Here is a 23,415-nt window from a genome sequence, read left to right on the forward strand (position 1 = left end):
GCCGTCCCGTACGGACCGGAGGACCACCCGGGCCGTACGGGACAATGGGGTCATGCCCTCCGCACTCCCCGACGGCGAACCGGTGCCGTCCGACGGTTCCCTGCCCGCATCCGCGCTCGACGGACTCGGCTCCCGGCCGTTCGGCTTCTACCTGCACGTGCCCTACTGCGCGAGCCGCTGCGGCTACTGCGACTTCAACACCTACACCGCCACCGAGCTGCGCGCCTCGGGCACCGTCGCCTCCCAGGAGACGTACGCCGACAACGTGGTGGCCGAGATCCGCCACGCCCGGAAGGTGCTGGGCGGTGCCGACCTGCCGGTGCGCACCGTCTTCCTCGGCGGCGGCACCCCCACGCTCCTGCCCGCCGGCGACCTGGTGCGGATGCTCGCCGCGATCCGGGAGGAGTTCGGGCTCGCCGACGGCGCCGAGGTGACCACCGAGGCCAACCCGGAGTCGGTCGACCCGGCCTACCTCGCCGAACTGCGCGCGGGCGGCTATAACCGGGTCTCCTTCGGCATGCAGAGCGCGCGGCCGCACGTCCTCCAGCTGCTCGACCGCCACCACACCCCCGGCCGCCCCGAGGCGTGCGTCGCCGAGGCCCGCGCCGCCGGCTTCGAGCACGTGAACCTCGACCTGATCTACGGCACCCCCGGCGAGTCCGACGACGACTGGCGGGCCTCCCTGGACGCCGCGATCGGCGCCGGGCCGGACCACGTCTCCGCGTACTCGCTGATCGTCGAGGACGGCACGAAGCTCGCCGCCCGGGTCAAGCGCGGCGAGCTGCCGATGATCGACGACGACGTGCACGCCGACCGCTACCTGATCGCCGAGGAAGCGCTCACCGCCGCTGGCTACTCCTGGTACGAGGTCTCCAACTGGTCCACCACCCCGGAGGGCCGCTGCCGTCACAACGAGCTCTACTGGACCGGCGGCGACTGGTGGGGCGCCGGCCCCGGCGCCCACAGCCACGTCGGCGGCGTCCGCTGGTGGAACGCCAAGCACCCCGCCGCCTACGCGCAGGCCCTCACCGGGCACCGCAGCCCCGCCCAGGGCCGCGAGCGGCTCACCGCCGAGGACCGCCGGGTCGAGCGGATCCTCCTGGAGCTGCGCCTCGCCGAGGGCATCCCGCTGGACCTGCTGACGGACACCGGCCTGAAGGCCGCCCGGCAGCACCTCGCCGACGGCCTCCTCGACGCCGGATCCCACTCCGCGGGCCGCGCCACCCTGACCCTCCGGGGCCGCCTGCTGGCCGACGCGGTCGTGCGTGACCTGGTGGACTGATCTTCGCTGGCGCCGGACACCGCCGACTTCCGGACGTACGCCTGACGCGCCTCAGTCCGGCAGGGTGACGAAGTCGATCAGCTCCTCGACCCGGCCGAGCAGCTCCGGCTCCAGGTCCCTGTAGGAGTCCACCGAGGCGAGGATCCGCTTCCAGGCGGCGGGGGTGTCCACCGGCCAGCCGAGACGGCGGCAGACGCCCTCCTTCCACTCCTCGCCGCGCGGGACGGCGGGCCAGCCGGGGATGCCGACACTGGACGGCTTCACGGCCTGCCAGACGTCCACGTAGGGGTGTCCCACCACGAGCACGGCCTCGCCGGTGACCCGGGCGGCGATCCGGTGCTCCTTGGTGCCGGGCAGCAGGTGGTCCACCAGGACGCCGAGACGCCGGCCGGGGCCGGGGGCGAAGTCGGCGACGATCGCGGGCAGGTCGTCGATGCCCTCCAGGTACTCGACCACCACGCCCTCGACCCGCAGGTCGTCGCCCCAGACCCGTTCGACCAGCTCGGCGTCGTGCCGGCCCTCGACGTAGATCCGGGACCCGCGGGCCACCCGGGCGCGGGCGCCGGGCACCGCGACCGAGCCGGAGGCGGTCCGGCCGGGCGTGCGCGCGGGGGCCGGCCCGGTGGGCCGGACCAGGGTGACCACACGCCCCTCCAGCAGGAAGCCGCGCGGGACCAGCGGGAAGACCCGGTGCTTGCCGAACCGGTCCTCCAGGGTGACGGTGAACCCCTCGGCGGTCTTCTCGCAGCGCACCACCGCCCCGCAGAAGCCGGTTTCCGCCTCCTCGACCACGAGGTCCCGCTCGGCGGGCACCTCGGGGGCGGGCTGCTGCCGCTTCCACGGCGGGGTCAGGTCGGGTCCGTACCCGCGGCTGTGCATGCAGCGACTATAGGGAAGACGGACGGAGGGTCAGAGCCCTGGCGCGCCCCAGACCGGGAACCAGCGGGTGAGGTCCTTCTCCAGCCGCAGGTCGTTCCCGAGCAGGGCGTTGACCTGCAGTTCCAGCGGGCTGTCGCGCTTCTCCCCGCCGCCCGCCGCCGGCGCGAAGGGGTAGAAGGTGCCGCGCTTGTACAGGTAGACCAGCGCCAGCGGCCGGCCCCCCTCGTCGCGGAAGGCGACGAGCGAGCAGAGCAGCTGCGGCCCGAAGCCGTTCGCCTCCAGCTCGCTGTTGACCGCGTGCAGGTCGTTGACCAGCTCCGGCAGTTCCCCGGGAGCGTGCCGGGCCAGCAGCCAGGAGTAGCCGTACGCGTCCTTGGACGCCTCGACGGGGACGCCGCCGCGCTCGGTGTCGGCGTCCAGGAGGGCCCGGACCTGCCGTTCGACCTCGCCGAAGGCCCCGCCCTCCACGGAGGCGAAGCAGACCGACCCGACCCCGGTGGGCCGGAAACCGGCCGCGGCCTCCAGGGTGATCGCGGCGGACGGCACGCCGAACAGCTGGTCGAGGTCGGGCCGCACGGGCTTGGTGCGGCCGAACAGGGCGTCCAGGATTCCCACGGTGGTCCCTTTCCCGGAGGAGGAGGCGGTTCAGTGGCCGAGCCGGGTGGAGATCTCGGCCAGCTGCTCCAGCCGCTGCTCCAGCGTCGGGTGGGTGGAGAGCAGCCGGCCGGCGGTCTCCCGGGCGCTCAGCGCGGGGGCGAAGTAGAAGGCGTTGTAGGCCTGCGCCTGGCGCAGGTCCCTGGTCGGGATGGCGGCGATCTGGCCGGTCACCTTGGTGAGCGCCGAGGCCAGCGCGCTGGGACGGCCGGTGAGCTGGGCGGCGGCCCGGTCGGCCGCCAGCTCCCGGTAGCGGGAGAGCAGCCGGGTCAGCAGGAAGCTGATCGCGTACACGACCACCGACACCAGCGGGACGATCAGGGCGGCGATCGCGGCGTTGGAGTCGTTGCTGTTGCGGCCGCCGCCCATGAACCCGCCGTACATGGCGATCCGGGTCATGGCTCCGGCGAGGACACCGAGGAACCCGGCGACGGTCATCACCGCGACGTCCCGGTGGGCGACGTGGGACAGCTCGTGGGCGAGCACGCCCTCCAGTTCCTCCGGCTCCAGCCGGCGCAGCAGCCCGGTGGTGACGCAGACCACCGCGTTCTTCGGGTTGCGGCCGGTGGCGAAGGCGTTCGGCATGTCGTTGTCGGCGACCGCCACCCGGGGTTTGGGCATGTCGGCCAGCGCGCAGAGCCGGTCGACGGTGCCGTGCAGCTGCGGGTACTGCTCGGGGGTGACCCGGTGCGCCCCCATGGCCCGTTCGGTGATCTTGTCGCTGAACCAGAACTGGGCGACGAACAGGCCGCCCGAGATCAGGACGACGATCGGCCAGGCGCCGCGCAGCAGCACGATCAACAGCCCGGTGAATCCGACGTACAGCAGCCCGATCACGAACATCGTGCCGACCATCCGGCCGGTCAGGCCGCGGTCCGGCGCGAAACGGGAGTGCTGGCCCGAGGTCGACATCGCTGGTCCTCCGTTCGCCGTCCGCTTCCGATGCTGCCACCAGGCCGGGCCCGCGGCATCACCCGCGCGCCGCGAACTGCGGGCAGGATCACTCCGGCCGGGCCGTTCCTGCCGTCGGACCCGGGCCTTACACTGGCAGGTAGGGTCCTGGCACTCGTATGTTCCGAGTGCCAAGCCCGGTTCCTCCCGGAACGGGCGAAGCGGCTCGAAACGGACACATGTCATATCGGACAACGCGTGAAGACGGAGGTGCGTGCCCATGGCCGGTGAGGTCCGCCAGCTGGACGACCGCAAACTCGCGGTGCTTCGCGCCATCGTCCAGGACTACGTGGGGACGGAGGAGCCGGTCGGCTCCAAGGCCCTCGTGGAGCGGCACAACCTCGGGGTCTCCCCGGCGACCGTCCGCAACGACATGGCCGCGCTGGAGGAGGACGGTTACATCCACCAGCCGCACACCAGCGCCGGGCGCATCCCCACCGACAAGGGGTACCGCCTGTTCGTGGACCGGCTGGCCGAGGTCAAGCCGATGAGCGCGCCCGAGCGGCGGGCGATCCGGCACTTCCTGGACGGGGCGGTCGACCTCGACGACGTGGTCGCCCGTACGGTGCGGCTGCTCGCCCAGCTGACCCGCCAGGTCGCGGTGGTGCAGTACCCCTCGCTCTCCCGGTCCACCGTGCGGCACATCGAGCTGGTCGCGCTGGCCCCGGCCAAGGTGATGCTGGTGCTGATCACCAACACCGGCCGGGTCGAGCAGCGGATGGTGGACTGCCCCGGGGCGGTGGGCGAGACCGTCCTGGCCGACCTCCGGGCCCGGATCAACGTGCGGGCCGCCGGACAGCGGCTCCCCGAGGTCCCGGGACTGCTGGAGGACCTTCCCGCGCAGTTCGAGGCGGGGGACCGGCCGACCGTCGCGACGGTCCTGGCGACGCTCTTCGAGGCGCTCGCCGAGCAGAACGAGGAACGGATCATGCTGGCCGGCACGGCCAACCTGACCCGTTTCGGCCACGACTTCCCGTTGACCATCCAGCCGGTGCTGGAGGCACTGGAGGAACAGGTCATCCTGCTCCGCCTCCTGGGTGAGACCGCGGACGCCGGGATGACGGTCCGGATCGGGCGTGAGAACGCCTACGAGGGCCTCAATTCCACCTCCGTCGTCTCGGTCGGTTACGGTTCGGGCGACGAGAGCGTGGCCAAACTGGGTGTGATCGGTCCGACCCGGATGGACTATCCGGGCACAATGGGGGCGGTGCGAGCGGTGGCACGGTACGTGGGCCAGATCCTGGCCGAGTCGTAGGAACGGCCACCGTCAGGACCCTGACGGTGTCGCAAGCACTTCTACAGGCGGAACAAGCGGAGCATTTGGTGGCCACGGACTACTACGCGGTACTCGGCGTCCGACGGGATGCGGGGCAGGACGAGATCAAGAAGGCGTTCCGGCGCCTGGCACGCGAACTGCACCCGGACGTCAACCCGGACCCGAAGACGCAGGAGCGGTTCAAGGAGATCAACGCCGCCTACGAGGTGCTCTCCGACCCGCAGAAGCGCCAGGTCTACGACCTCGGCGGTGACCCGCTGTCGCCGAACGGCGGCGCGGGCGGCTTCGGCGCGGGCGCGGCGGGCTTCGGCTTCTCCGACATCATGGACGCCTTCTTCGGCGCCGCCTCGGGCCAGCGCGGCCCGCGGTCGCGGACCCGCCGGGGCCAGGACGCCATGATCCGGCTGGAGATCACCCTGGAGGAGGCCGCCTTCGGCACCACCAAGGAACTCCAGGTCGACACGGCCGTCACCTGCACCACCTGCAGCGGCGAGGGCGCGGCCCCCGGCACCTCCGCGCAGACCTGCGACATGTGCCGCGGCAAGGGCGAGGTCTCCCAGGTCACCAGGTCCTTCCTGGGCCAGGTCATGACCTCCCGCCCCTGCCCGCAGTGCCAGGGCTTCGGCACCGTCGTGCCCACCCCGTGCCCGGAGTGCGCCGGCGACGGCCGGGTCCGCGCCCGCCGCACCCTCACCGTCAAGATCCCCGCCGGTGTCGACAACGGCACCCGGATCCAGCTGGCCGGCGAGGGCGAGGTCGGCCCCGGCGGCGGCCCGGCCGGCGACCTCTACGTCGAGATCGCCGAGACCGCCCACACGGTGTTCCAGCGGCGCGGCGACGACCTGCACTGCACCGTCACCATCCCGATGACGGCCGCCTCGCTCGGCACCCAGGTGCCGTTGCAGACCCTGGACGGGCTGGAGGAGGTCGACATCCGGCCCGGCACCCAGTCCGGACAGTCGATCCCGCTGCACGGTCGCGGCATCACCCATCTGCGCGGCGGCGGCCGGGGCGACCTGATAGTGCACGTCGAGGTGCAGACGCCCTCCAAGCTCGACCCCGAGCAGGAGGACCTGCTGCGCCGCCTCGCGGTGCTGCGCGGTGAGGAGCGGCCGTCCGGCCAGTTCGCGCCCGGGCAGCAGGGCCTGTTCTCCCGCCTGAAGGACGCCTTCAACGGCCGCTGACGGCTCCGGCGCCCGGCACTCCGCGACCTCCGTCGTCGGGTGCCGGGCGCCGTCGTTCCACCGCCCGACCCATTCCGGAGGAAGACCCCATGACCGCGCCCGTGTTCGTCGTCGAGACCGAGCGGATCGCCACCGCCGCCCCCGGCGTGCTGGTCCGGCTGGACGGGCCCGAGGGGCGGCACGCGGCGGCGGTGAAGCGGCTGGAGGCGGGCGAGGCCGTGACCCTGGCCGACGGGCTCGGCCTCGGGGTGGACGGCACCGTCGCGGCGGTGCACGGCAAGGACGCGATCGAGGTGACGGTGACGGCCGTCCGCCGCGAGGCCGAGCCGGCGCCCCGGATCGTCGTGGTCCAGGCGCTGCCCAAGGGCGACCGCGGCGAGCTGGCGGTGGAGACCATGACCGAGGTCGGGGTGGACGTGGTGATCCCCTGGTCGGCCTCCCGCTGCATCACCCAGTGGAAGGGCGACCGCGGCGCCAAGGCGCTCGCCAAGTGGCGCGCCACCGCGCGGGAGGCCGGCAAGCAGTCCCGCCGGCTGCGGTTCCCCGAGGTCCGCGAGCCGCTGACCACCCGGCAACTGGTCCCGGTGCTGGCCGGCGCGGCGTTCGCCGCCGTGCTGCACGAGGAGGGCGCCGAGCCGCTGGCCGGGGCCGTGCTCCCGGACTCCGGGGACCTCGTGCTGGTGGTCGGCCCCGAGGGCGGCGTCTCCCCGGAGGAGCTGGCGGCCTTCGCCGAGGCCGGGGCGAAGCCGTTCCGGCTCGGCCCGTCGGTGCTGCGCACCTCCACGGCAGGGGTGGCGGCCGGGGCCCTGCTGCTGGGCCGCACCGGCCGCTGGAGCTGAGCCGACCGCACCGGGCCGTTCGAGCGGGGCGGCGGGCCGGGTGGGCCGGGCGGCCCCGGATCCCCGGTCCCCCGACAGGGGGTCCTGGTCGGCGAAAACCGGGCGTGGGCCGGCCACGGGTGCCTAGGGTGGCGGTGTGAGCGAACCCGAAAGCACCCCCGCCGGCGCCTACCTGCGCCACCCGCACCTCCACGGCGACCTCCTCACCTTCGTCGCCGAGAACGACGTGTGGCTCGCCCCGCTGGACGGCGGCCGGGCCTGGAGACTGACGGCCGATCACCTCCCGGTGCGCCGCCCGAGATTCTCCCCGGACGGGCGGCACGTCGCCTTCACCTCCGCCCGCGACGGCGCACCCGAGGTGCACGTCGTCCCGGTGGACGGCGGCCCGTCCCGACGGCTGACCCACTGGGGCGACGCCCAGACCCAGCTGCGCGGCTGGACCCCGGACGGCCGGCCGATCGCCACCACCGCCGCCGGACAGGGCTCGCTGCGCCGCACCTGGGCCCACGCGGTGCCGCTGGACGGCGGTGAGCCGGAACGGCTGCCGTACGGGCCGGTCGGCGGGCTGTCCTTCGAGGCGGGCGGCTCGGGGGCGCCCCCGGCCGAAGGCGGGGGGAGGGTGCTGCTGGTCTCCGCGTTCGGCGTGGAGCCGGCCTGGTGGAAGCGGTACCGGGGCGGGCGGACCGGCAAGCTGTGGATCGGTACGGAGCGGTTCGACCGGATCCACGAGGAGCTGACCGGGAACATCGACTCGCCGCTCTGGGTGGGGGAGGCGGACCGGGCGAGGATCGCCTTCCTCTCCGACCACGAGGGCGTCGGCGACCTCTGGTCCAGCCTCCCGGACGGCACCGACCTGCGCCGCCACTCCTCCTCCCCGGACGGCTTCTACGCCCGCAACGCCGCCACCGACGGCACCCGCGTCGTCTGGCACACCGCGGGCGACCTCTGGCTGCTGGACGACCTGGCCGACGCGGCGCCGCGGCGCCTCGACGTCCGGCTGGCGGGTCCGCGCACCGGCCGCCGCCCGCGTCCGGTCCCGGCCGCGCACTGGCTGGAGACCGCCGCGCCCGACCGCACCGGCCGGGCCGGCGCCGTCGTGGTGCGCGGGACCGTGCACTGGCTGACCCACCGGGAGGGCCCGGCCCGCGTCCTGGACGAGTCGCCGGGCGTGCGCGGCCGACTCGCCCGCGTGGTGCCCGGTTCGGGCGAGGACGGCGGGCAGGGCGTGGTCTGGGTGACCGACGCCGAGGGCGAGGACGCGATCGAGTACGCCCCCGCGGTGCTCGGCACCGAGCGCCGCCGGCTGGCCGCCGGGCAGCTCGGCCGGGTCCGGTCGCTGCTCGTCTCGCCGGACGGCAAGCAGGTGGCGGTCGGCGCGCACGACGGCCGGGTCCTGCTGGTCGCCCTGACCGACGGCGTCGTGCACGAGCTGGCGCACAGCACCGACGGCGAGGTCAGCGGCCTGGCGTTCAGCCCGGACTCGGCCTGGCTGGCCTGGTCCCAGCCCGCCCTCGGGCCGTGGTCGCTGCGCCAGATCGTGCTGGCCAACCTGACCACCCGGACGGTGTCCGAGGCCACCCCGCAGCGGTTCATCGACACCTCGCCGGCCTTCACCACGGACGGCCGGCACCTGGCGTTCCTCTCGGTGCGCAACTTCGACCCGGTCTACGACTCGCACGTCTTCGACCTGTCCTTCCCGAACGGCTGCCGCCCGTACCTGATCACGCTGGCCGCCGACACGCCGTCCCCGTTCGGGCCGCGGCGGGCCGGTCGGCCGGTCGGCGGCGAGGACGACGAGCCCAAGGGCAAGAAGACGGAGGGCGAGGAGGGCACGGCCGACGCGCCGCCGGTCACCCGGGTCGACCTCGACGGCATCGCCGACCGGATCGTGCCGTTCCCGGTCGAGGGCGGCCGGTTCGGCTCGCTGCGGGCTGCCAAGGACGGCGTGCTCTGGACGCGCGTCCCGCTGGTCGGCGAGCTCGGCGACGAGGCGGCCTCGCTGGAGGACGAGCGGCCGCGCCCCACGCTGGAGCGGTTCGACCTCCGCAAGCGCCGGGCCGAGCAACTGGTGGACGGGCTGGACTCGTTCGCGGTGAGCGGCGACGGCACCCGGCTCGCGGTGCTGGACGAGGGCGAGCTGCGGATCGTGCCCGCCGACCACAAGGCGGTCGGCGAGGACGACGAGATCGAGGTCGACCTCGCCCGGCTCCGGGTGACCGTCGACCCGGCCGCCGAGTGGCGGCAGATGTTCGACGAGAACGGCCGCCTGATGCGCGACAACTTCTGGCGCCCGGACCTCGACGGTGTGGACTGGGCGGGCGTGCTGGCCCGGTACCGGCCGCTGGTGGACCGGATCGGCTCCCACGACGACCTGGTCGACCTGCTCTGGGAGGTGCACGGCGAGCTGGGCACCTCGCACGCCTACGTGCTGCCGCACGGCCTGCACACCGAGCCGGCCCGCCGACAGGGCCTGCTCGGCGCCGACCTCGTCAAGGACGGCGACGCCTGGCGGATCTCCCGGATCCTGCCCGGCGAGTCCTCCGACCCCCGGGCCCGCTCGCCGCTGGCGGCGCCCGGTGCCGCGATCCGCCCCGGGGACGCCGTCCTAGCGGTCAACGGGCGCCCGGTCGATCCGGTGACCGGCCCGGCGCCGCTGCTGGCGGGCACCGCCGGGCAGCCGGTCGAGCTGACCGTGGCCGGCAAGGACGGCACCGACCGGCGCCACCCCGTCGTCGTCCCGCTCGCCGACGAGGAGCCGCTGCGCTACCACGACTGGGTCACCGGCCGGCGGGCCGCCGTCCGTGAGCTGTCCGACGGGCGGCTCGGCTACCTGCACATCCCCGACATGCAGACCACCGGCTGGGCGCAGATCCACCGGGACCTGCGGTCGGAGATGGCCAGGGAGGGCGTGATCGTCGACATCCGGGGCAACCGGGGCGGGCACACCTCCCAGCTGGTGATCGAGAAGCTGGCCCGGCGGATCGTCGGATGGGGCATCGCCCGGGACATCGCCAGCCCGGCGCCGTACCCGGAGGACGCGCCGCGCGGGCCGGTCGTCGCGCTGGCCGACGAGTACTCGGGTTCCGACGGCGACATCGTCAACGCCGCCATCCAGGCACTCGGTATCGGCCCCGTGGTCGGCACCCGCACCTGGGGCGGGGTGATCGGCATCGACAGCCGGTACTCGCTGGTGGACGGCACCCTGGTGACCCAGCCCAAGTACGCGTTCTGGTCCGAGCGGTACGGCTGGGGCGTGGAGAACCACGGGGTCGACCCGGACGTCGAGGTGCTGTTCCCCCCGCACGCGTGGGCGGCGGGGGAGGACCCGCAGCTCGCCGAGGGCGTCCGGATCGCCCTGGCGGCGCTGGACCGGGCTCCGGCCAAGGCGGCGCCGGCGCTGCCCTGGGTGTAGGAACCGCCCGGCGGGGCGGGAGGCCGGCGGCGGGTCCGGCCTCCCGTACCCGTCCTCCCGCCCCCGGGTACCCGCCCCCGCGCACCCGCCCCTGGGGGCCCGTCCCGCCGAAGGTCGGCCTGCTCACCGAGGAGCCCGGAGTCGGAGGGCACCGCCGCCGGGGTCCGCGTGGTCCGCCGGAGGCGCCTGCGCGAGTACCAGCAGGCCGGGGCACGGCTCGGCTAGCATGCCGCCGTACGCCCCGACCGGCAGCGGGCCCGACGCCGGGCCCGGTTCCGGACCCGGGTCCCAGCCCCCCCCCGACCGACAGCGCGAGGAGACCCCGATGGCCGGCGAGCCGCAGCCCGACTGCCTGTTCTGCAAGATCGTGGCCGGCGAGATCCCGGCCACCGTGGTGCGCAAGACCGACCGCGTCCTGGCCTTCCGCGACATCGCCCCGAAGGCGCCGGTGCACGTGCTGGTCATCCCGCACGTCCACTACCCGAACGCCGCCGCGCTGGCCGACGCCGAGCCGGAGATCGCCGGTGAGCTGCTCGCCGAGGCCGGCCGGGTCGCGGCGGACGAGGGCATCGCGGACTACCGCCTGATCTTCAACACCGGGGCCGGCGCCGGGCAGACCGTCTTCCACGCCCACGTCCACGTGCTCGGCGGTACGTCGATGACCGAGCGCATGGTCTAGCCGCGTGTCGCAGCGCGAACTCGTCGTCCTCGGCACCGCCAGCCAGGTCCCGACCCGGCACCGGAACCACAACGGCTACCTGCTGCGCTGGGACGGCGAGGGGCTGCTCTTCGACCCGGGCGAGGGCACCCAGCGGCAGATGCTGCACGCCGGGGTCTCCGCCACCCAGCTCACCCGGATCGCCGTCACGCACTTCCACGGCGACCACAGCCTGGGCCTGGCCGGGGTGATCCAGCGGATCAACCTGGACCGCGTCCCGCATCCGGTCGACGTCTACTTCCCGGCCTCCGGCGAGGTCTACTTCGAGCGGCTGCGGCACGCCACCGCCTTCCACGAGACGGCCGTGCTGCGCCCCCGCCCGATCGAGGAGTCCGGGCCCGTGCCCGCGCCCGGCGCCCGGTTCGTGCTGGACGCCGTCCGGCTCTCCCACCCCGTCGAGTCCTTCGGCTACCGGCTGAGCGAGCCGGACGGCCGCCGGCTGGTGCCGGAGCGTCTCGCCGACCTGGGCGTCTACGGTCCGGCCGTCGGCCGGCTCCAGCACCAGGGCGAGACCGAGGTGGACGGCCGGCGGGTCACCCTGGACGAGGTCAGCGAGCCCAGGCCGGGCCAGCGGTTCGCCTTCGTGATGGACACCCGGCTCTGCGAGGGCGTCCACGAGCTGGCCGAGGGCGCCGACCTGCTGGTCATCGAGGCGACCTTCACCGACGCCGACGCGCGGCTCGCCGACGACCACGGCCACCTCACCGCCGGCCAGGCCGCCAAGGTCGCCGCCGAGGCCGGTGCGCGGACCCTGGTGCTGACCCACTTCTCCCAGCGCTACCCGGACCTCGGCCAGCACCTCGCCGACGCCCGCAAGCACTTCGAGGGCCCGATCGTGCTTGCCGAGGACCTCGTGCGGGTACCAGTACCGCCCCGGCACCGCGGGTGAGGGGCCGCGCGGACCGCCAGGGCCGCGACGGCGGTCGCGGTGATGTCGGGAGCGGCCCGTGAACGGCACGGAAAACCGCTCGCGCCGCCTCCCGATCTGCCGGAGCATCGTCGCGTGCGGCCCCGCCGCCCGCCGCGGCGATCACGTCCGCGGCGTACCCTGGTGCCCCGGAGAGACCGAGCGGCACCCACGAGACACGGATGGGATGAGGCAGGCCCCAGCGCCGACCTATGAGTGACACATCGCATACCCGTACCAACGGACAGTCGCGCCCCGAACCGGCGGACGACGGCGGCTCCGTCAGCGCCCGGATCGTCATCCCCGAGAAGCATCCGATGGTCACCCTGCTCGGCACCGCGGACTCGCTGCTGCGCGTGATCGAGCGGGGCTTCCCCGCCGCCGACATCCACGTCCGCGGCAACGAGGTGACCGCCACCGGGGAGCGGGCCGAGGTCGCGCTCGTCCGGCAGCTCTTCACCGAGATGATGCTGGTGCTCCGCACCGGCCAACCCCTGACGGAGGACGCCGTGGAGCGTTCCATCGCCATGCTCCGGAGCGGCGTCGACGACCCGGACAGCCCGGCGCCGTCGCAGGTGTTCACCGCGAACATCCTGTCCAACCGCGGCCGGACCATCCGTCCCAAGACCCTCAACCAGCAGCGCTACGTCGACGCGATCGACAAGCACACCATCGTCTTCGGCCTCGGCCCGGCCGGTACCGGCAAGACCTACCTCGCGATGGCCAAGGCCGTCCAGGCCCTCCAGGCCAAGGAGGTCAACCGGATCATCCTGACCCGTCCGGCCGTCGAGGCGGGGGAGCGGCTGGGCTTCCTGCCCGGCACCCTCTACGAGAAGATCGACCCGTACCTGCGCCCGCTGTACGACGCGCTGCACGACATGATGGACCCGGACTCCATCCCGCGCCTGATGGCCGCCGGGACCATCGAGGTCGCCCCGCTCGCCTACATGCGCGGTCGCACCCTCAACGACGCCTTCATCATCCTGGACGAGGCCCAGAACACCTCGCCCGAGCAGATGAAGATGTTCCTCACCCGCCTCGGGTTCAACTCCCGGGTGGTCGTCACCGGCGACACCAGCCAGATCGACCTCCCGGGCGGCACCCGCAGCGGTCTCAAGGTCGTCCAGGAGATCCTGGTCGACGTGCCCGACATCCACTTCTCCGTCCTCACCAGCACCGACGTGGTCCGCCACAAGCTGGTCGGCCGGATCGTGGACGCGTACGAGCGCTGGGACGCCCGGCAGGAGGCCGAGGAACACCCGGTCCCGGCCAAGCCGGCCCAGCGGCGCGGCTCGCGCGCACCCCGACAGTCCCATCGCACCGAAAGCTGAGTAACCAGCCCGTCATGTCGATCGACATCGCCAACGAGTCCGGTTGGGACGCAGACGAGGAAGCCATCCTCGACGTCGCCCGCTACGCCCTGGACAAGATGCGGATCCACCCGCAGTCCGAACTGTCCGTGATCCTGGTGGACGGAGCGGCGATGGAGGAGCTGCACATCCAGTGGATGGACCTCCCCGGCCCGACCGACGTGATGTCGTTCCCCATGGACGAGCTGCGTCCCGGCAAGGAGGGGGAGGAGCTGCCGCAGGGCCTGCTCGGCGACATCGTGCTCTGCCCCGAGGTCGCCGAGCAGCAGGGCAAGGCGGCCCCGTCCAAGCACTCGATGGACGAGGAGCTCCAGCTGCTCACCGTCCACGGCGTGCTGCACGTCCTCGGGTACGACCACGAGGAGCCGGACGAGGAGGAGGAGATGTTCGGCCTCCAGAAGGCGATCCTCGACGGCTGGCGGGCCGGGCGCGGCCTCGGCGGCATCTCGCCCGCCCCCACCACCCACTGAGCGCGGAGCCCGAACCCCTGTGAGTGGTGAGAGTACGAGTTTCATCCTCGGTGCCGTGCTGCTGGTGGTGCTCGGCTGGCTGGCCGCGTGCGCCGAGGCGGGCATCTCCCGGGTCTCCCGGTTCCGCGCGGAGGAGGCCGTCCGGTCCGGCCGGAAGGGGTCGGCCCGGCTGCTGGCCCTGGCGTCGGACCCGATCCGCTACCTCAACCTGGCGACCCTGATCCGGGTCGCCAGCGAGATGGCGGCGGCCGTCCTGGTCACCGTGGTCTGCGTGCGCAGCCTGGACTCGACCTGGCAGGCCGTGCTGCTGGCCTTCGGGGTGATGGTGCTGGTGTCGTTCGTCGCGGTCGGCGTCTCGCCGCGCACGATCGGGCGCCAGCACCCGCTCAGCACCGCGACGGCCGCGTCCTTCGTGCTGCTGCCGCTGGCCCGGATCCTCGGTCCGATCCCACGGCTGCTGATCCTGCTCGGCAACGCGCTCACCCCCGGCAAGGGGTACAAGGAGGGGCCGTTCGCCTCCGAGGCCGAGCTGCGGGCGCTGGTCGACCTCGCCGAGAAGAACGACGTCATCGAGGACGACGAGCGCCGGATGGTGCACTCGGTCTTCGAACTGGGCGACACCATCGTCCGCGAGGTGATGGTGCCGCGGACCGACCTGGTGATGATCGAGCGGCACAAGACCGTCCGGCAGGCGCTCACCCTGGCGTTGCGCTCGGGCTTCTCGCGGATCCCGGTGGTCGGCGACAACGAGGACGACGTGGTCGGCATCGTCTACCTCAAGGACCTGGTGCGGCGCACCCACATCAACCGGGACTCCGAGTCCGACGAGGTGGGTGCGGTGCTGCGGCCGGCCGTCTTCGTGCCGGACTCCAAGCCGGCCGCCGACCTGCTCCGCGAGATGCAGCAGATGCGCTCGCACGTGGCGATCGTGATCGACGAGTACGGCGGTACCGCCGGGCTGGTCACCATCGAGGACGTCCTGGAGGAGATCGTCGGTGAGATCACCGACGAGTACGACCGGGAGATCGCGCCGGTCGAGGACCTCGGGGACGGCTCGTTCCGGATCACGGCGCGGCTGCTGGTCGAGGACCTGGGCGATCTGTTCGGGATCGAGCTGGAGGACGAGGACGTCGAGACCGTCGGCGGCCTGCTCGCCAAGCACCTGGGACGGGTGCCGATCCCGGGTTCGTCCTGCGAGATCCCGGTGCCGGAGGAGATCCCGGGCGGGCTGACCGCGATCCGGCTGACCGCGGAGAGCTCGGCGGGCCGCCGCAACCGGATCGGCTCCGTGGTGGTCGCGCCGGTCAGGGCGCAGGCCGACGCGGCGCAGGCCGCCGGCGAGTAGCGCTCCCGTCCTCCGGGGGCGACGATTGGGGGTATGACTCACCAACTTCGCGCGGAGTACGGCCCGCAGGGGACGGCGGGCGGGGTCAAGGTCTGGCACGTGGTGCGGGACGGGGACCCGGCCACCGCCCTGTGCGGGCGCACCATGCCCGCCGACGCCGAGACACGGCCGGAACAGGAGTGGGGGACCGGGCTCCGGTGCTGCCAGCAGTGCGGCTCGCTGTACATGCACGAGGTGCCGCACATGCACGGAAGCCACCCCTACGCCTAGGCGGAGGTAGCCATGAAGTTGCAAGACGAACTGCCGGTGGACCACAAGCTCGCGACGGTCTGGCGGATCGGGGCGGGGCTCGGCGGGATCTTCCTGATCGTGTTCGGCTGCCTCGGGCTGGCCGACCATCCGGGCTTCCTGTCCACCAGCGGTGACGGCATCGCCGGGATGTCGACCAACGGGGCGTTGAGCATCCTGTCCATCGTGGTGGGCGCGATCCTGGTCGGCGGCGCGGTCGTCGGCGGTAACTTCGCGTCCAACCTCAACATGGTGGTCGGCGTGCTGTTCGTGCTCTCCGGCTTCTACGGGCTGACGGTGCTCGGCCGGCCGGACGCCAACATCCTGAACTTCCGGATGTCGAACGTGCTCTTCGCGTTCGTCTTCGGGCTGGTGATCACCACGTTCGGCATGTACGGGCGGGTCAGCAGCCACCTGCCGCACGACAACCCGTACTGGCGCCGGCGGGCCGAGGACGAGGAGCCGCTGCCGTCCGGTCCCAAGACCTTCGTGAAGGTGCTGCGGCCGGGGCCGCCGAACCCGATCGGGCACTGATCCGGGGCCGTGGACGGGCGCCTATGCTCCTGGGCATGAGTGACATCGTCGAACTCGACCCCGAAGACAAGAAGATCATCACCCTGGCCCGCTCCGCCCGCGCCCGCAACGGCGTCGCGGAGGGGGCCGCGGTGCGTGACGAGACCGGCCGGACGTACGTGGCCGGGACGGTCGCCCTGGAGTCGCTGCGGCTCAGCGCGGTGCAGACGGCGGTGGCGATGGCGGTGGCCAGCGGCGCGAGGTCGCTGGAGGCCGCGGCCGTGGTGAGCGAGGCGGAGCAGCCCTCGGAGGCCGATCTGGCCGCGGTCCGGGACCTCGGCGGCGCCGGGACGCCGCTGCTGCTGGCGGGGCCGGACGGGACGCTGCGGGCCTCGGTCGAGGCGCGCTGAGCGGTGCGCCGGACGCGGCCGCGGGGGCGGCCGGTCGACGCCGCTCCGGCGCCGTCCGGCCGGCGGTCCGCGGTCCGGTCCGCGGACCGGACCGCAGTCCGGTCGCAGTCCGCTCCGGGCGCTCGGGGAGGCGGCCCCCGGGCGCTCTGCCGTATCGGTTCAGCGGATAATCTCACCGGGGAGTTGCTGCGGTGAGGGGGCTTACCGATGGGGCCGTTCGCGTTCTTCGCGGGACTGCTGCTGGGCGTGATGGGGATGGGCAAATGGCAGGAGACCGGCTCGCCGTTCTGGCTCTGGGGTTCGGTCTCGTTCCTGCTGATCGTGCTGGTCTGGGGCCTCGCCTCGGTCCTCGGAGGGGGGAAGAAGTGACCGCCCGGGGCGGCCCGGTCCGTCCCGCTCCCCGTGATCAGGGAGAATGGGGCGCATGAGTGCCCCTTCCTCCTCGTACCGCTCCGGCTTCGCGTGCTTCGTCGGCAGGCCCAACGCGGGCAAGTCGACCCTGACCAACGCCCTGGTGGGGACGAAGGTCGCGATCACCTCCGACCGTCCGCAGACCACCCGGCACACCGTGCGCGGCATCGTGCACCGTCCCGAGGCCCAGCTCGTCCTGGTCGACACCCCCGGCCTGCACAAGCCGCGCACCCTGCTCGGCGAGCGTCTGAACGACCTGGTCCGCTCCACCTGGGCCGAGGTCGACGTGATCGGCTTCTGCCTTCCCGCCGACCAGAAGCTCGGCCCCGGTGACAAGTTCATCGTCAAGGAGCTCGCCGAGCTCAAGAAGACCCCCAAGGTCGCCATCGTCACCAAGACCGACCTGGTCGACTCCAAGCGGCTGGCCGAACAGCTGATCGCCGTCCACCAGCTCGGTGCCGAGCTGGGCTTCGAGTGGGCCGAGATCATCCCGGTGTCCGCCGTGGGCGACAAGCAGGTCGACCTGGTCGCCGAGCTGATCACCAAGCTGCTCCCGGAGGGCATGCCGCTCTACCCGGACGGCGACCTCACCGACGAGCCCGAGCAGATCATGGTCGCCGAGCTGATCCGCGAGGCGGCCCTGGAGGGCGTCCGGGACGAGCTGCCGCACTCGCTGGCGGTCGTCGTCGAGGAGATGCTGCCGCGCGAGGGCCGGCCGGCGGACCGTCCGCTGCTGGACATCCACGCCAACGTCTACATCGAGCGCCAGAGCCAGAAGGCGATCGTGATCGGGGCCAAGGGCGCGCGGCTCAAGCACGTCGGCACCACGGCCCGCAAGCACATCGAGGCGCTGCTCGGCACGCCGGTCTTCCTGGACCTGCACGTCAAGGTGGCCAAGGACTGGCAGCGCGACCCGAAGCAGCTGCGTAAGCTGGGCTTCTGAGCAGTCCGGACCAGCGGGGGCCGGACCGGACGGCAGGGGGCGGGAATTGAAGCTGCACACCTGTGAGTGGGGCTCGGGGGACCGGCTCGCCCTGCTGGTCCACGGGATCATGTCCGACCACCGCAGCTGGCGGTCGGTCGGTCCGGCGCTCGCCGCGCGCGGCTACCGGGTGATCGCCGTGGACCTCCGCGGCCACGGTGCCAGCCCGCGCGGCGTGGGCGCCACCCCGACCGACCGGTACGCGCCCGAGCGGCTGGCCGAGGACCTGGTGGACACCCTGCCGACCGGCGCGGAGCTCGCCGTCGGTCACTCGCTCGGCGGCCTGGCCCTGCTGCAGGCGGTCGAGCGGCTCCGACCCGCCCGGGCGGTCTACTCCGACCCGGCCTGGTGCTTCGCCCAGTCCGACCTGTTCGACCCGGGCGTCTTCACCCACTTCAAGCGGGCGACCCGGGAGCAGATCGCCGCGCTCGCCCCGCGCTGGGACGCGGCCGACGTGGACGTCGAAGTGGCGACGCTGGCCGCCTGGGACCCGGACAGCGCGCTGGGGCTCGCGGGCTTCTACGCGCAGGCGGTCCTGCCCGGCGCCCCCGCGGTGCCGTCGCTGCTCCAGCTCCCCGACCGGAGCTTCCTGACCGGGCCCGAGGACGCCGAGCGGCTGCGCGGCGTCGGGTACGAGGTCCGGAGGGTGCCCGGCGCCGGGCACACCATCCACCGTGACGACCTCACGGGCTTCCTGGCCTCGCTCGACGGCTGGCTCTGACCGGCGCGCGCCCCCGTACGGGGGCGCGGGCGGACGGGCGTGCTGCCGCCGCTGCGGGCCGTCCGGATGCCGCGCCGGTGCCCGGGGCCGGGCCCCGGCGCCCGGGGAGTGGCCCCGGGCACGCGGGCAGCGCTACGCGCCCTCGCGCAGCACCAGGGAGACCAGCTCGCGCTGCGACTCGGTGAGTTTCGGGTCGGCGCAGTGCACCGTCCGCCCGTCGACGGTGATCTCGTAGTGGAAGCCGTCGGGCACGCCGTACGAGGGGGACCGCAGCCCGCCCGCGACGGCCTCGCGGGCGAGTGCGTGCACATGCGGGGCGTCCGTCCGCTCGGTGGTGTCTAGCTCCGCGTGGCGGACGAGTCCCGCGAAGCCGCCGGTCCGGGTCACCTGGATGCGCATGGTGTCCATGGTGCTACCCGGGGAAGCCGTTTGCCGGGGTTTTCCCTGACCTTGACTTAAGCGCGGCTCAACCCGGACTGATGCCCACCTTCGCCCAGGCCGCGGTCACCGTGTCCGCCACCTCCGGTTCCGGGTAGCGGGCCGCGGCCGCGGCCACGGTGGACCGGGCGAAGGCGGTGAAGTCGGCGTCGGGGGGCAGCCGGCGGCCGGTGAGCGCGTCGTACCAGATCCGCCCCGCGCGTTCCCAGGCCGGACCGCCGAGTGCGGTGGCCAGCAGGTAGAAGGCGTGGTTGGGGATGCCCGAGTTGATGTGCACGCCGCCGTTGTCCCGGGTGGTGTGCACGTAGTCGCGCAGATGGGCGGGCTGCGGGTCCTTGCCGAGCCGGGGGTCGTCGTAGGCGGTCCCGGGCGCCTTCATCGAGCGCAGCGCGACCCCCTGCACGCCGGGGGCGAGCAGTCCGGCGCCGATCAGCCAGTCCGCGTCGGCGGCGTCCTGCCGCAGCGCGTACTGCTTGACCAACGAGCCGAAGACGTCCGAGACCGACTCGTTGAGCGCGCCGGACTGCCCCCGGTACTCCAGGCCGGCGGTGAACTGCGTGACACCGTGGGCGAGTTCGTGGCCGATGACGTCGATGCAGGCGGTGAAGTCGCCGAACACCTCGCCGTCGCCGTCGCCGAAGACCATCCGGTGGCCGTCCCAGAAGGCGTTGTCGTAGTCCCGGCCGTAGTGCACGGTGGCGTCGAGGCGCAGGCCCTGGTCGTCGACGGAGTGCCGCCCGTACACGTCGGAGAACAGCGCGTAGGTGGCGCCGAGGCCGTCGTAGGCGTGGTTGACGGACTGGTCGGGGAGGGCCGGCTCGCCCTCCCGCCGGACGACCCGGCCGGGCAGGCGCTCGCGGTGTCCGGCGTCCGAGATCACCCGCTCCAGACGGTCGGCGGCGGGCTGGCGGGGGACGGCGGTGAGCCGCGTGGTGCGGTGGACGGCGTCCAGGGCGAGGGAGCGGGTGGCGGGGGCGTGACCGTCCTCGGCGAGGCGGTCCAGGACGTACGGCGGAACGATCGCACAGAGCGGCGGTTCGGCTGTCATGTGGCCAAGCGTGACGCATTGATGACGTGTTGTCACCGGCGCGGACGGAACCGTGCGCCGTCTCAAGGGGTGGAATGTCCGCCCGGCTCACTTCGGGGGCGTGCGGCCCTGGGTTACGCTGGGGACCATCATGCGCAATGGGCTGCTTCTTCTTAGCTGCCGCGTCGAGGGCCTGTAGTCCACCAAGGGCCGGCTCCCTCGCCGCGGGGACTGTGCTGCGCGCTGAATCGGGCGACCGTACGACGGGTCGCGAGCGGCAGCAGGCCGGCCGAGTCGGGTGACCGTCCCACCCCGACCAGCCCCGCATCACCACAGGAAGCCGAGACTCACCTCCATGACCGAGCAGAGCTCCGCCGTGCCCGTCACCGCCGGTCGCGCGTTCGTCGACCGCCCCACCCCCATCACCGCCGGGTCCGTACGCCAGCAGCCGTCCGGCATGCGGTACGGCCGGTACCTGCCGTTCGGCACCGTCGACCTGCCGGACCGCACCTGGCCGTCGAAGGTGATCACCAAGGCGCCGCGCTGGCTCTCCACCGACCTGCGGGACGGCAACCAGGCGCTGATCGACCCGATGTCCCCGGCCCGCAAGCGGCAGATGTTTGACCTGCTGGTCCGGATGGGCTACAAGGAGATCGAGGTCGGGTTCCCCTCCTCCGGGGCCACCGACCACGCGTTCGTCCGCTCGCTGATCGAGGAGGGGGCGATCCCCGAGGACGTCACCATCTCGGTGCTGACGCAGGCCCGCGAGGAGCTGATCGAGAAGACCGTCGAGTCGCTGGTCGGGGCCCCGCGCGCGACCGTCCACCTGTACAACGCGACCGCGCCCCTGTTCCGCCGGGTGGTGTTCCGCAACGACCGGGCCGCCACCAAGGCGATCGCCGTCGACGGCACCCGGCTGGTGATGGAGTACGCCGACAAGCTGCTGGGCGACGAGACGGTCTTCGGCTACCAGTACTCGCCGGAGATCTTCGTCGACACCGAGCTGGACTTCGCGCTGGAGGTCTGCGAGGCGGTCATGGACGTCTGGCAGCCCGGCGAGGGCCGCGAGATCATCCTGAACCTGCCGGCCACCATCGAGCGGGCCACCCCGAACGTCCAGGCCGACCAGTTCGAGTGGATGTCGCGACACCTGTCGCGGCGCGAGTCCGTCTGCCTGTCGGTGCACCCGCACAACGACCGCGGTACCGCCGTCGCCTCCGCCGAGCTGGCCTACATGGCCGGCGCCGACCGGATCGAGGGCTGCCTGTTCGGGCAGGGCGAGCGGACCGGCAACGTCGACCTGGTCACCCTGGGCATGAACCTGTTCTCGCAGGGCGTCGACCCCGAGATCGACTTCTCCGACATCGACGAGGTCCGCCGCACCGCCGAGTACTGCAACCAGATGGAGGTGCACCCGCGCCACCCGTACGCCGGCGACCTGGTGTACACCTCCTTCTCGGGCTCGCACCAGGACGCCATCAAGAAGGGCTTCGACGCCCTGGAGGCGGACGCCGCGGCGGCCGGCGTGCCGGTCGGCGAGCACACCTGGGGCGTGCCGTACCTGCCGATCGACCCGAAGGACGTCGGCCGCACCTACGAGGCGGTCATCCGGGTCAACAGCCAGTCCGGCAAGGGCGGCGTGGCGTACGTCCTGAAGAACGACCACAAGCTGGACCTGCCGCGCCGGATGCAGATCGAGTTCTCCCGGATCATCCAGGCCAAGACCGACGCCGAGGGCGGCGAGGTCACCCCGGCCGCGATCTGGGCGGTCTTCGAGGACGAGTACCTGCCGACCACCGGCAACCCCTGGGGCCGCATCGCGCTGAGCGGCTCGCGCACCCTGACCACCGAGGACGGCCGGGACGCGCTGACCGCCGAGGCCGTGGTCGACGGCGTGCCGGTCCCCCTGTCCGGCACCGGCAACGGCCCGGTCTCCGCCTTCGCCGACGCGCTGGGGCAGATCGGCGTGGACGTCCGGGTGCTGGACTACGCCGAGCACGCGCTGAGCGAGGGCGGCGACGCCCAGGCCGCCGCGTACGTGGAGTGCGCGGTGGACGGCCGGGTGCTGTGGGGCGTGGGCATCGACGGCAACACCGTGCTGGCCTCGCTGAAGGCGATGATCAGCGCCGTCAACCGGGCGCAGCGCGGGTAGTTCGTACGGGTGGTGGCTGCCGGGCCGTCCTGCGGGGCGGCCCGGCGGCGTTCGCGGTGGTGTTCGCGGAGGCCGGGGCGGGGCTGCGGGCGGCCCGGTCTGGCAGGTTGTGGCCTGCGCCACATTTTTTCGGTGATCGAGCCGTTCGAGGTACTGACACGTGTCGGCAACCGTGGCAACATCGACCCACCGGTAAGCCGGGTCGGTGGGACGGCCCGGTGGCCGGTCGCGTGACCTGCCCATTGTTGTGCAGGCCGCCTGCCATGTCTGGGGAGTGGCGCCGTGACAGGGATGTGGGGTGTTCGCCCGAGGTGGCGGACTGACGTTCTCGGTGACTTCTACTGTCCGGGCTGCGGCGGCGACCGCAACTACCGCCGGCAGCACGGCCGGCGGTGGCTGCGGTTGTTGGGGACCCCGGTGCTTCCGCTCGGTCCGGTGGTCGGCAGCGTGCAGTGCACCAGCTGCCACGGCCGGTTCGGCGTGGAGAGCCTGGAGCAGCCCACCTGCGTGCGTCTGGGCGGGATGCTGCGCGACGCGCAGTACACCGTGGCGCTCGTCATGCTGGCGGCCGGCGGAACCGCGCACCGCGCGGCCCGCGAGGCGGCCTGCGCGGCCGTCCGGGACGCCGGCTTCGAGGACTGCGGGGAGGCCCAGGTGCTGGCCGCCCTGGCCGCGCTCTCCGGCCTCGGCGGGGAGCTGTACGAGGCCCACGAGGTGGGGGGAGCCCCCGGCGACAGGTTGGACGATTCCGGCGGCCTGGCCGTGGAACTGCACGCCGTGCTCGAACCGCTCGCCCCGCACCTGGCCCACCAGGGCCGTGAACGGCTGCTGCTCCAGGGCGCGGCGATCGCGCTGGCCGACGGCCGCTACCGGCCGCAGGAGCGGGACGCGCTGGCCGCCGTCGGGCGCTGTCTGGACCTGCCGCAGGCGCGGGTCGGGGTGCTGCTGGAAGCGGCGACCCGCACCTCGCACTAGACCCGTACCTGGTACTAGACCCGGACCCGACTGCCTTCCCGTCCGTCCTCGCCCGCCTCCGGCCCGCCCTCGGGTCCGTGTCCTCCCGCCCGCGCCTTCCCGTCCCCGCCCTTCCGTCCGCACCACCTGGCCGTGAGGAACGACTCCGGCCGACCCCGGACCCCCACAAACCGGGCCCTACCCCCCTCCAGGGCCCGCCGTGACCCGCACC

Annotated in this window: 23 protein-coding genes; 18 read left to right on the top strand and 5 right to left on the bottom strand. The window is 73.2% G+C overall.

Annotation, left to right across the window (positions count from 1 at the left end):
- Positions 1 to 52: 52 nt before the first annotated feature.
- Positions 53 to 1,282 (top strand): radical SAM family heme chaperone HemW, encoded by a 1,230-nt coding sequence (gene hemW, locus PUR56_RS31810; protein WP_329885174.1) that lies wholly within the window; start codon positions 53 to 55, stop codon positions 1,280 to 1,282.
- Between the two features lie 51 nt (positions 1,283 to 1,333).
- Here hemW and PUR56_RS31815 read toward each other — a convergent pair whose 3' ends face one another.
- The 3 genes from PUR56_RS31815 to htpX are packed head-to-tail and all read right to left on the bottom strand — an operon-like array spanning position 1,334 to position 3,727.
- Positions 1,334 to 2,161, bottom strand: a complete 828-nt coding sequence (locus PUR56_RS31815) for a DUF3097 domain-containing protein (RefSeq protein ID WP_329951501.1) — start codon at positions 2,159 to 2,161, stop codon at positions 1,334 to 1,336.
- A gap of 30 nt (positions 2,162 to 2,191) precedes the next feature.
- A complete protein-coding gene (gene pspAB / locus PUR56_RS31820) occupies positions 2,192 to 2,776 on the bottom strand; it encodes a PspA-associated protein PspAB (RefSeq protein WP_329885177.1) in 585 nt (194 codons plus the stop codon).
- A gap of 30 nt (positions 2,777 to 2,806) precedes the next feature.
- The gene (htpX, locus tag PUR56_RS31825; protein WP_329885178.1) at positions 2,807 to 3,727 is read right to left on the bottom strand and encodes a zinc metalloprotease HtpX; all 921 of its coding nucleotides are present in this window, start codon (positions 3,725 to 3,727) and stop codon (positions 2,807 to 2,809) included.
- Between the two features lie 259 nt (positions 3,728 to 3,986).
- Here htpX and hrcA point away from each other — a divergent pair, with 259 nt between their 5' ends.
- The 15 genes from hrcA (at position 3,987) to PUR56_RS31900 (ending at position 18,612) form a co-directional block, all read left to right on the top strand.
- Entirely contained in the window at positions 3,987 to 5,021 is a 1,035-nt protein-coding gene (hrcA, locus tag PUR56_RS31830) for a heat-inducible transcriptional repressor HrcA (protein WP_329885179.1), read from the top strand.
- Positions 5,022 to 5,089: 68 nt separating this feature from the next.
- Positions 5,090 to 6,226: a molecular chaperone DnaJ gene (gene dnaJ / locus PUR56_RS31835; protein ID WP_329885180.1), complete on the top strand. Its 1,137-nt coding sequence runs from the start codon at positions 5,090 to 5,092 to the stop codon at positions 6,224 to 6,226.
- Positions 6,227 to 6,315: 89 nt separating this feature from the next.
- Positions 6,316 to 7,065: a 16S rRNA (uracil(1498)-N(3))-methyltransferase gene (locus PUR56_RS31840; protein WP_329951502.1), complete on the top strand. Its 750-nt coding sequence runs from the start codon at positions 6,316 to 6,318 to the stop codon at positions 7,063 to 7,065.
- Between the two features lie 136 nt (positions 7,066 to 7,201).
- Complete coding sequence (locus PUR56_RS31845) at positions 7,202 to 10,477, top strand: S41 family peptidase (RefSeq protein ID WP_329951503.1); 3,276 nt, start codon at positions 7,202 to 7,204, stop codon at positions 10,475 to 10,477.
- Between the two features lie 325 nt (positions 10,478 to 10,802).
- On the top strand, positions 10,803 to 11,156 hold the full coding sequence (locus PUR56_RS31850) for a histidine triad nucleotide-binding protein (RefSeq protein WP_329885184.1): 354 nt from the start codon (positions 10,803 to 10,805) through the stop codon (positions 11,154 to 11,156).
- A gap of 4 nt (positions 11,157 to 11,160) precedes the next feature.
- Positions 11,161 to 12,084 (top strand): ribonuclease Z, encoded by a 924-nt coding sequence (locus tag PUR56_RS31855; protein ID WP_329885185.1) that lies wholly within the window; start codon positions 11,161 to 11,163, stop codon positions 12,082 to 12,084.
- 230 nt (positions 12,085 to 12,314) lie between these two features.
- Entirely contained in the window at positions 12,315 to 13,433 is a 1,119-nt protein-coding gene (locus tag PUR56_RS31860; RefSeq protein ID WP_380353965.1) for a PhoH family protein, read from the top strand.
- 14 nt (positions 13,434 to 13,447) lie between these two features.
- Positions 13,448 to 13,942, top strand: coding sequence for an rRNA maturation RNase YbeY (ybeY, locus tag PUR56_RS31865; protein ID WP_238741059.1), 495 nt, complete (start codon positions 13,448 to 13,450; stop codon positions 13,940 to 13,942).
- A 19-nt stretch (positions 13,943 to 13,961) separates the two neighbouring features.
- A complete protein-coding gene (locus PUR56_RS31870; RefSeq protein WP_329951504.1) occupies positions 13,962 to 15,287 on the top strand; it encodes a hemolysin family protein in 1,326 nt (441 codons plus the stop codon).
- 33 nt (positions 15,288 to 15,320) lie between these two features.
- On the top strand, positions 15,321 to 15,557 hold the full coding sequence (locus PUR56_RS31875) for a hypothetical protein (protein ID WP_329885187.1): 237 nt from the start codon (positions 15,321 to 15,323) through the stop codon (positions 15,555 to 15,557).
- A 12-nt stretch (positions 15,558 to 15,569) separates the two neighbouring features.
- Entirely contained in the window at positions 15,570 to 16,109 is a 540-nt protein-coding gene (locus PUR56_RS31880) for a DUF4383 domain-containing protein (protein ID WP_329885188.1), read from the top strand.
- A gap of 35 nt (positions 16,110 to 16,144) precedes the next feature.
- Complete coding sequence (locus PUR56_RS31885) at positions 16,145 to 16,498, top strand: cytidine deaminase (RefSeq protein ID WP_329885189.1); 354 nt, start codon at positions 16,145 to 16,147, stop codon at positions 16,496 to 16,498.
- Positions 16,499 to 16,705: 207 nt separating this feature from the next.
- Positions 16,706 to 16,867, top strand: a complete 162-nt coding sequence (locus PUR56_RS31890) for a hypothetical protein (RefSeq protein ID WP_329951505.1) — start codon at positions 16,706 to 16,708, stop codon at positions 16,865 to 16,867.
- A 55-nt stretch (positions 16,868 to 16,922) separates the two neighbouring features.
- A complete protein-coding gene (gene era / locus PUR56_RS31895; protein ID WP_329885191.1) occupies positions 16,923 to 17,852 on the top strand; it encodes a GTPase Era in 930 nt (309 codons plus the stop codon).
- A gap of 46 nt (positions 17,853 to 17,898) precedes the next feature.
- On the top strand, positions 17,899 to 18,612 hold the full coding sequence (locus PUR56_RS31900) for an alpha/beta fold hydrolase (RefSeq protein WP_329951506.1): 714 nt from the start codon (positions 17,899 to 17,901) through the stop codon (positions 18,610 to 18,612).
- Positions 18,613 to 18,744: 132 nt separating this feature from the next.
- Here the strand turns inward: PUR56_RS31900 and PUR56_RS31905 are convergent, their stop codons facing one another.
- Both PUR56_RS31905 and PUR56_RS31910 read right to left on the bottom strand, forming a co-directional pair.
- A complete protein-coding gene (locus PUR56_RS31905) occupies positions 18,745 to 19,011 on the bottom strand; it encodes a protealysin inhibitor emfourin (protein ID WP_329885193.1) in 267 nt (88 codons plus the stop codon).
- Positions 19,012 to 19,078: 67 nt separating this feature from the next.
- Complete coding sequence (locus tag PUR56_RS31910) at positions 19,079 to 20,098, bottom strand: M4 family metallopeptidase (RefSeq protein ID WP_329885194.1); 1,020 nt, start codon at positions 20,096 to 20,098, stop codon at positions 19,079 to 19,081.
- Positions 20,099 to 20,432: 334 nt separating this feature from the next.
- On the opposite strand from PUR56_RS31910, the gene leuA reads away from it, so the two are divergent.
- The gene (gene leuA, locus PUR56_RS31915) at positions 20,433 to 22,229 is read left to right on the top strand and encodes a 2-isopropylmalate synthase (RefSeq protein ID WP_329951507.1); all 1,797 of its coding nucleotides are present in this window, start codon (positions 20,433 to 20,435) and stop codon (positions 22,227 to 22,229) included.
- A gap of 291 nt (positions 22,230 to 22,520) precedes the next feature.
- Complete coding sequence (locus PUR56_RS31920) at positions 22,521 to 23,204, top strand: TerB family tellurite resistance protein (RefSeq protein WP_329885202.1); 684 nt, start codon at positions 22,521 to 22,523, stop codon at positions 23,202 to 23,204.
- The last annotated feature ends 211 nt before the right edge of the window (positions 23,205 to 23,415 follow it).

Origin of the sequence: Streptomyces sp. BE303 (genome assembly GCF_036290945.1) — a bacterium.
Lineage (GTDB): Bacteria > Actinomycetota > Actinomycetes > Streptomycetales > Streptomycetaceae > Kitasatospora.

Excerpts from the sequence above, each read along its gene's own strand:
- PUR56_RS31860 (WP_380353965.1), top strand. The coding sequence starts at position 12,315 with ATGAGTGACACATCGCATACCCGTACCAACGGACAGTCGCGCCCCGAA.
- PUR56_RS31850 (WP_329885184.1), top strand. The coding sequence starts at position 10,803 with ATGGCCGGCGAGCCGCAGCCCGACTGCCTGTTCTGCAAGATCGTGGCC.
- leuA (WP_329951507.1), top strand. The coding sequence starts at position 20,433 with ATGACCGAGCAGAGCTCCGCCGTGCCCGTCACCGCCGGTCGCGCGTTC.
- PUR56_RS31880 (WP_329885188.1), top strand. The coding sequence starts at position 15,570 with ATGAAGTTGCAAGACGAACTGCCGGTGGACCACAAGCTCGCGACGGTC.
- PUR56_RS31920 (WP_329885202.1), top strand. The coding sequence starts at position 22,521 with ATGTGGGGTGTTCGCCCGAGGTGGCGGACTGACGTTCTCGGTGACTTC.
- hrcA (WP_329885179.1), top strand. The coding sequence starts at position 3,987 with ATGGCCGGTGAGGTCCGCCAGCTGGACGACCGCAAACTCGCGGTGCTT.
- PUR56_RS31910 (WP_329885194.1), bottom strand. The coding sequence starts at position 20,098 with ATGACAGCCGAACCGCCGCTCTGTGCGATCGTTCCGCCGTACGTCCTG.
- PUR56_RS31875 (WP_329885187.1), top strand. The coding sequence starts at position 15,321 with ATGACTCACCAACTTCGCGCGGAGTACGGCCCGCAGGGGACGGCGGGC.
- era (WP_329885191.1), top strand. The coding sequence starts at position 16,923 with ATGAGTGCCCCTTCCTCCTCGTACCGCTCCGGCTTCGCGTGCTTCGTC.
- ybeY (WP_238741059.1), top strand. The coding sequence starts at position 13,448 with ATGTCGATCGACATCGCCAACGAGTCCGGTTGGGACGCAGACGAGGAA.
- PUR56_RS31905 (WP_329885193.1), bottom strand. The coding sequence starts at position 19,011 with ATGCGCATCCAGGTGACCCGGACCGGCGGCTTCGCGGGACTCGTCCGC.
- hemW (WP_329885174.1), top strand. The coding sequence starts at position 53 with ATGCCCTCCGCACTCCCCGACGGCGAACCGGTGCCGTCCGACGGTTCC.
- PUR56_RS31890 (WP_329951505.1), top strand. The coding sequence starts at position 16,706 with ATGGGGCCGTTCGCGTTCTTCGCGGGACTGCTGCTGGGCGTGATGGGG.
- PUR56_RS31840 (WP_329951502.1), top strand. The coding sequence starts at position 6,316 with ATGACCGCGCCCGTGTTCGTCGTCGAGACCGAGCGGATCGCCACCGCC.
- htpX (WP_329885178.1), bottom strand. The coding sequence starts at position 3,727 with ATGTCGACCTCGGGCCAGCACTCCCGTTTCGCGCCGGACCGCGGCCTG.
- PUR56_RS31815 (WP_329951501.1), bottom strand. The coding sequence starts at position 2,161 with ATGCACAGCCGCGGGTACGGACCCGACCTGACCCCGCCGTGGAAGCGG.
- PUR56_RS31885 (WP_329885189.1), top strand. The coding sequence starts at position 16,145 with ATGAGTGACATCGTCGAACTCGACCCCGAAGACAAGAAGATCATCACC.